This is a genomic window from Rahnella perminowiae, from assembly GCF_019049695.1.
GTDB classification, from domain to species: Bacteria; Pseudomonadota; Gammaproteobacteria; order Enterobacterales; family Enterobacteriaceae; genus Rahnella; species Rahnella perminowiae.
This window is the reverse complement of sequence record NZ_JAFMOT010000133.1, coordinates 1-7270: the sequence shown is the minus strand read 5'-3', so window position 1 is coordinate 7270 and position 7270 is coordinate 1. Positions and strand designations below refer to the sequence as shown.

The 7270-nt window shown below is 44.1% G+C and carries 7 protein-coding genes and 2 pseudogenes; all 9 read left to right on the top strand.

All coding sequences use genetic code 11. From position 1 onward, the window contains the following. Nucleotides 1–132: 132 nt before the first annotated feature. Entirely contained in the window at nt 133–1320 is a 1188-nt protein-coding gene (locus J1781_RS01015; protein ID WP_217233088.1) for a T6SS phospholipase effector Tle1-like catalytic domain-containing protein, read from the top strand. Beyond that, nucleotides 1317–1963 (top strand): annotated as a pseudogene (locus J1781_RS26455) (DUF2931 family protein). The gene J1781_RS01015 and the pseudogene J1781_RS26455 overlap by 4 nt, the downstream one beginning before the upstream one ends. Before the next feature lie 39 nt (nt 1964–2002). Then, a complete protein-coding gene (locus J1781_RS01005) occupies nt 2003–2656 on the top strand; it encodes a DUF2931 family protein (RefSeq protein ID WP_217233087.1) in 654 nt (217 codons plus the stop codon). A gap of 39 nt (nt 2657–2695) precedes the next feature. Beyond that, nucleotides 2696–3343 carry a DUF2931 family protein gene (locus J1781_RS01000; protein ID WP_217233086.1) on the top strand — a complete coding sequence of 216 codons (648 nt, stop codon included), beginning with the start codon at nt 2696–2698 and terminating at the stop codon, nt 3341–3343. 39 nt (nt 3344–3382) lie between these two features. Next, nucleotides 3383–4030, top strand: coding sequence for a DUF2931 family protein (locus J1781_RS00995; protein ID WP_217233085.1), 648 nt, complete (start codon nt 3383–3385; stop codon nt 4028–4030). Between the two features lie 39 nt (nt 4031–4069). Continuing rightward, nucleotides 4070–4720: a DUF2931 family protein gene (locus J1781_RS00990; RefSeq protein ID WP_217233084.1), complete on the top strand. Its 651-nt coding sequence runs from the start codon at nt 4070–4072 to the stop codon at nt 4718–4720. Between the two features lie 15 nt (nt 4721–4735). Further along, a pseudogene (locus tag J1781_RS00985) lies at nt 4736–5312 on the top strand (DUF2345 domain-containing protein); the annotation flags it as partial. A 15-nt stretch (nt 5313–5327) separates the two neighbouring features. Further along, nucleotides 5328–6413: a phospholipase D-like domain-containing protein gene (locus J1781_RS26400; RefSeq protein ID WP_408004141.1), complete on the top strand. Its 1086-nt coding sequence runs from the start codon at nt 5328–5330 to the stop codon at nt 6411–6413. Then, on the top strand, nt 6413–7270 hold an 858-nt coding region (locus tag J1781_RS00980; protein WP_217233083.1), incomplete at its 3' end, for an SEL1-like repeat protein. The genes J1781_RS26400 and J1781_RS00980, both read left to right, overlap by 1 nt.

The window sequence follows — 7270 nt, the reverse complement described above, 5'->3', positions numbered from 1 at the left end:
TTACAAACAGAACAGCAAACATCCATTAAAAGATGACCCTATGAAAAATTACAGTAAAAAAGTTCTGGTTAATAACAATGGTCTTTGTAATCTCATCTTAAGCCACAAGAAAAATGAAGAAACACATAATGGGTGGATTCTATTAAAAAAAATTGGATAGGTGTCTGGTTTGATGGCGTAGTCGATAAAACAAATGAAGGCATTGCATTAATTAGCGAACAAATTCAATTATTACTTAAAGAAAGCAAAAGTAATTCATGCGCAATTGAAAAAATCCAGTTTGATATATTCGGCTTCAGCCGTGGCGCTGCGGCTGCACGTCACCTTGCGAATCGTGTCAGAAACAACGATCAGGCGATACAGGAAGCCATCACGAAAGGGCTGGATGGCCGAAATCAGCATGGCAAACCTTCAGGAGAAGTTCGCTTTCTGGGACTGTTTGATACTGTCTGCGCAGTCGGTGGGGTAACAAATTTGTTTGACGTCCACGGCGGTGTAAATCCCGGCATTGAGCTGGCGCTTCCGAAAGATATTGCACAAAAAGTCTTTCAGATTACCGCAATGCATGAATGCCGCTATAACTTCAGCCTGAACAGCATTAAAGAGTCGTGGCCAGAACTTGCCTTGCCCGGTGTACATTCGGATATTGGCGGTGGCTATAATCCGCAGGAAAAAGAATACCTGTTCCTCTCTGAACCTGGATTTGAGACCGTCAGGGATAGCATTCCCGTCGAGATGACGAATATTTATCGCAGTTCAGCGGCGGAAATACCTGACCTGCGGGTACTGCCCAATCTGAGTCCCATTATTCTTTCCGGGGTGATAACCCTGGGAACATGGTATGACTATTTGGTCAATGCGAATAAAAATCGTATGGGTGTGACGGAAAAGCGTGTTGGTGCGGCGGTGACAATGGAACGTACCGTCACTAATGACTGGTCAAAGGTTAGCTTGCGCGTGATGCTAGCCGCGGCTCAAAGCGCTGGATGTATATTTGATCCAATTCGCGATACGAATATCACATTAAGATTGCCACAAGAATTAGAACCGTTGAGTCAAAAAGCCATTAACCAAGGAAAAGCGGCTTTAAATGGGGCAACATCCATACCTTTTACTTTGGAAGAAATGCAATTGATTGGGAAATACATCCACTGTTCTGCGAACTGGAACGCAGTGGTATTTAAAGACGTCTGGCTCGATGGCAATAAGGTCAAGGCGATTTACGGCGCGGTAAAATCAGCAGAACTTGTCGGCTTTGTTAATCGCCCTAATCCCGGCTGGGTACGCGCCGTGTGGAATATGCAAGGAGCAAAGGCATGAAAGCAATAACAGGTCTGCTATCCCTTCTTCTGTTAGCGGGTTGCACCGGCAGTAATACAGAAGAACAACACGGCACTATTAAAGCCCCCTGGGATGAATGGTACTTTGCATTTACTACCCCTAAGGCCCTGCCTGCTCAGGTCACCCTGGTGAAATTACTCGACACCGAAGGCTATGGTTATGTGTTCGAAACAATAAACCAACCACAGGGCATCAGTGTGGGAAAATGGGATGACCAAAACTCAGCTGGCGGAACACAGTTCAATAAAGCAAAGTCTCCACCTCAAATGATTGTTTTTTGTTGGACTCTATTATTGACAAGAAAACTTATGAAACCACTTTATTCTTTTATTCTGATACCTGGGAGAAAATGATTACCCCTTATCCAAACCCCCTCACTCCTGCAAAAAGTGCCTACCGGCAAACGATGTTAGTAGGCCTGGCTCCGGAAGGTATCGTGCATACCTGGTTAAGACAGTATGGCCATCCTGATATTTTATTAACTAGCACAAAAATAACCACTGTTTCAGGTAGTGACTTAGTTATGTGCAAAAATGTAACAAAGCACCCTGATGGGTATGTTTACTATGGCGAAACGCCTGAGTTCATTAAAGATAAAAAATATCCCTACGGCAACTGGTGATGAATTTCAAGGAGATAAATATATGCAGGGGAAACACGTATGAAAGCAATAACAGGTCTGCTATCTCTTCTTCTGTTAGCGGGTTGCACCGGCAGTAAAGCGCACGAACAACAAAGAAGCATTAAAGCCCCCTGGGATGAATGGTATTTCACATTCTCAACCCCTAAGGCCCTGCCTGCTCAGGTCACCCTGGTGAAGTTACTGGATACCGACGGTTACGGTTACGGTTACGTTTTCCAGACTATAGACCAACCACAAGGGAAAAGTGTAGGCACATGGAGTCAATATATTGGAAAAGGATATTCCCCTTTTAATAAGGCAGAATCTCCACCGCAAATGATTAAGTTTTGCTGGGACTCTATTATTGACAAAAAAGTGTATGAAACCACCTTATTTTTCTCTTTGGACACACAACATAAAATGGTGAGTTCAGAGCCTGACTGGGCAAACCCGAAGGAGACTTATTACTTCCGGTATATGGTGATTGGTCTGGCACCAGAAGGAAAGGTCAGAGTGTGGCTACAAAATAATGGTAATCCTAATTTATTACTGGCCAGCACCCAAATAACCACTGTTTCAGGCAAGGATTTAGATATGTGCGCTGGGGTAACTAACAGTGATTTCAGCTATGGGTACGATGACGACATTAAAGAATTCATAAAAGATAAAAAATATCCCTACGGCAGCTGGTAATGAGTTTGAAGGAAATAAATATATGCAAGGAGCAAAGGCATGAAAGCAATAACAGGTCTGTTATCCCTTCTTCTGCTAGCGGGTTGCACCGGCGGTAAAGCACAGGAAAAACACAGCAGTATCAAAATACCCTGGGATGAATGGTATTTCACATTTTCAACGCCTAAGACCCTGCCTGCTCAGGTCACCCTGGTGAAATTACTGGATACCGACGGTTACGGTTACGTTTTCCAGACTATAGACCAACCACAAGGCGACAGCGTTGGAAAATGGGATACCCACAATGGTCTGGGATCTTCACCTTTTAATAGGGCAAAATCTCCACCGCAGATGATTAAGTTCTGCTGGGACTCTATTATTGATAAAAGAGTGTATGAAACCACCTTATTTTTCTCTTTGGACACACAACATAAAATGGTGAGTTCAGAGCCTGACTGGGCAAACCCGAAGGAGACTTATTACTTCCGGTATATGGTGATTGGTCTGGCACCAGAGGGGAAAGTCAGAGTGTGGCTAAAGAACAATGGAGACCCTGACCTACTCCAGACGAGTACCCAAATAACCACTGTTTCAGGTAGTGACTTAGTTATGTGCAAAAATGTAACAAAGCACCCTGATGGGTATGTTTACTATGGCGAAACGCCTGAGTTCATTAAAGATAAAAAATATCCCTACGGCAACTGGTGATGAATTTCAAGGAGATAAATATATGCAGGGAGAACGAGCATGAAAGCAATAACAGGTCTGTTATCCCTTCTTCTGTTAGCGGGTTGCACCGGCAGTAAAGCACAGGAAAAACACAGCAGTATCAAAATACCCTGGGATGAATGGTATTTCACATTTTCAACGCCTAAGACCCTGCCTGCTCAGGTCACCCTGGTGAAATTACTGGATACCGACGGTTACGGTTACGTTTTCCAGACTATAGACCAACCACAAGGCGACAGCGTTGGAAAATGGGATACCCACAATGGTCTGGGATCTTCACCTTTTAATAAGGCAAAATCTCCACCGCAGATGATTAAGTTCTGCTGGGACTCTATTATCGACAAAAAAGTGTATGAAACCACCTTATTTTTCTCTTTGGACACACAACATAAAATGGTGAGTTCGGAGCCTGACTGGTCAAATCCTAAGGAAACTTATTACTTCCGGTATATGGTGATTGGTCTGGCACCGGAGGGAAAAGTCAGAGTTTGGCTAAAGAACAATGGAGACCCTGACCTACTCCAGACGAGTACCCAAATAACCACTGTTTCAGGCAAGGATTTAGATATGTGCGCTGGGGTAACTAACAGTGATTTTAATTATGGATACGATGACGACATTAAAGAATTCATAAAAGATAAAAAATACCCCTACGGCAGCTGGTGATGAGTTTCAATGAGATAAATATATGCTGGAGAAACCCTTATGAAAGCAATAACAGGTCTGCTATCCCTTCTTCTGTTAGCGGGTTGCACCGGCAGTAATACAGAAGAACAACATGCGGGTAATCAAGCACCACCCTGGGATGAATGGTATTTCGCATTTACAACACCTAAAGCTCTGCCCGCTCAGGTCACCCTGGTGAAGTTACTGGATACCAAGGGTTATGGTTATGTTTTTGAGACAATTGATCAGCCGCAAGGTGCCAGCGTTGGAAAATGGGATGAGCAAAATTCCGCTGGCGGAACACAGTTTAACAAAGCAAAAGCGCCTCCTCAGTTGATCAGATTTTGTTGGGACTCGGTTATCGATAAAAAAACCTATGAAACCACCTTATTTTTTCATCCTGATACGTGGGAAAAAATGATTATTTCTTACCCTAGCCCACTTGCTCCCTCAAAAAAATTTTACCGGCAAACAATGCTAATAGGTTTGGCTCCAAAAGGTATCGTACACGCCTGGCTAAGACAATATGGCCATTCCGATATCTTATTGACCAGCACCCAAATAACCACTGTTTCAGGTAAAGAGTTAGATATGTGCAAAAACGAAACTAATTTCCCGAATGGTTACGAATACAGCGAAGGGATGAAAAACTTTATAAAAGATAAAAAATATCCCTACGGCAGCTGGTGAGGAGTTTGAAGGAAATATGGTATCCACTTCCCGCTGATACAGGGCACGGAAGTGGCGATTGCCTTCCACGACGGCGATCCGGACAGGCCGTATATCGCGCATGCGTTGCATGACTCACGCCACACCGACCACGTCACGGAGCAAAACAACACCCGTAACGTCATCCGAACGCCAGCCAACAATAAGCTGCGGATGGAAGACAAACGTGGCGAAGAACATATTCGGAATTATGTCGGGTAGCAATACCGACATCAGCAGCGGCAAATCCTTTACCGTCGCCGCAGGCGAAAGCATCAGTTTGTTTGCTCAAAAATCCGGCATAAAGCTCTTCGCCGGAAAAGGGAAAGTCGACATTCAGGCACAGGGTGACGAATTATCGGCGCTGGCCAAAAACGACATCACCGTGACCAGCACGGAAAGCACCGTCACTATCACCGCCGCCAGAGAGCTGACCCTGACCTGCGGCGGCGGCTACATCAAACTCAGTGACGGCAACATTGAAATCGCCGATCCGCAAAACATCCTGTTTAAATCGACCAACTGGCAACAGATGGGACCGGCAAGTTTGAATAAACTCTTTCCTCGCTTCCCGAGTGCTGACACTGAAATGCCATCAGAAGTTGGACCTAACACAGGACCACGCGGAGATCTGCCAAGACAAGATATATCCAGTCAGGTAACCGGGCCAATTCTGGAACATTTGCATAAAAACTTTGCCACCGCGTGGCTGAGGGAAACGGGACAAGATTTACTCATTATGCGTAATGCTAGAGAAGTCGCTAAAAAGCTTCAACAGCGTTCAGAATTTGGCACTCCGATCATGGCGCAACTTTTGCGCACTCAGGCGCAGGAAGGCAAACGAGATATAGAAAAACTCTATTTGAAAACAGTTAATAATGCGACGCAGTTTATATATATAGAGAATCAATATTTTCGCTGGCCTCCATTGGCAGAAGCCATCAAAAAAGCAGCAGAAGTTCAAAGCAAAGCGGGCAGGGATCCCGGTGAACACGGTTCATTACATTTATTCGTTGTCACCAACGTTACTGATCAGGGTATTGGTGCTGGCACGGTGAATACCCAGCGCATGTTGGAAGTTCTCGGCCGCGCCGACACAATTCCGAATGTGACAAAATTGACCAGGATTGGCAAAGCCAGCGAAGAAGTGTTCACCACGGCGCCTGCTATATATCTTGATCCTGCCGATGCGAATAAAAGGTATCAGGACTTGCTAAGAAAAACGGCAGAATTTGAAAAACAGGCTCAGGAAATTCAGGACAGCACAATTAAACCTGAAACGGTTCCCGGTCTGAAAGTTCATATTTGCTCACTGGTAGCGAAAGATTCACCTGCAGAGAAATGGATGCCTGTTTATATTCACTCCAAGCTCATGATCATAAATGATGTTTTCACTACTCATGGCTCCGCCAATATCAACACCCGCAGTATGCAAGTAGACAGCGAAATGAATATTGCTCATGAGATGAAAAGCGTGACAAAGGGCTTACGTAAGAAACTTTGGAAATTGCATACTGATAATCGGGGCACGCAAGATGATCCCGCAGAGGCATTTTTCGCTTGGCAAGATATTTTAGAGGACAATAAAAGCCTTCAAAAAACTAAGAAAGCCAAACCTACAGCGCCGCTAATTGCTTTTTTATACGTCGAAGCAACCTTAAAGGACATGGACTAATGCGCCAAGTGTTACTGTTATTATGCTTGCTACTGACTGCCTGCGATCAGGCCGCTACCCCCACTGTTGTAAAAAAGGATATCACCATGGACCCTCTTTCCAATACTGACGTAAGACTTGCATTTGTCTGTAAATATGAAGTTATTCCCGAACCATCTGCTGATGCTGACAAACTGTTTAAATACGGTCGTTGGTTACAGGTTAATAATCAATTAAAAAAAGATGAAATGGTGGATATTGAAATAGAAAGGTTGTACCGCATTGCCTCATCTAATAACCATTATAAAGCTAATATTAACTTGCAAAACGGTGCCATCCGAGGCCAATTTAATCTTACAAGTACCGAAAGGCTTCATTTGAGCATCCAACTAATTAATGCGCATGTCGCCACCGGTTATTACTTTATAGCAATTTATTTAGAGAACGGTTCCGCTGGACTGAAAAAAGATCCTGAAATGGCTCTTCGCTACTACCGTAAAGCGGCGGATAACGGTAATCCCCAAGCACAAAGTTATGTTGCCGACAAACTTGCAGAGGTAAGTTTGGCTCAAGAAATCGTTGAAGAAATGTATTACTGTGCATCTAAACAAGGAGATGCAAATGCGGCCAGAACTCTTGGGTATACATTAAAAAACCGCAAGATGTATCAAAATGCACTGGAAGTTTTTCAACTAGGAGTGTTGGCGGGAGATGAAACTTCGGCTGGAAAGTTAAGTAATATATTCATTGGGCCAGAACCTACTGATAGCCTTAATTTTATGAACCAGCAAAAAGACCCTGAACGTTCTAAACGTTACAAGGCAATCTGGAGAATTCTTGCCAACTACTCGTATGCCCACCCCACCGTCCCAGAAATC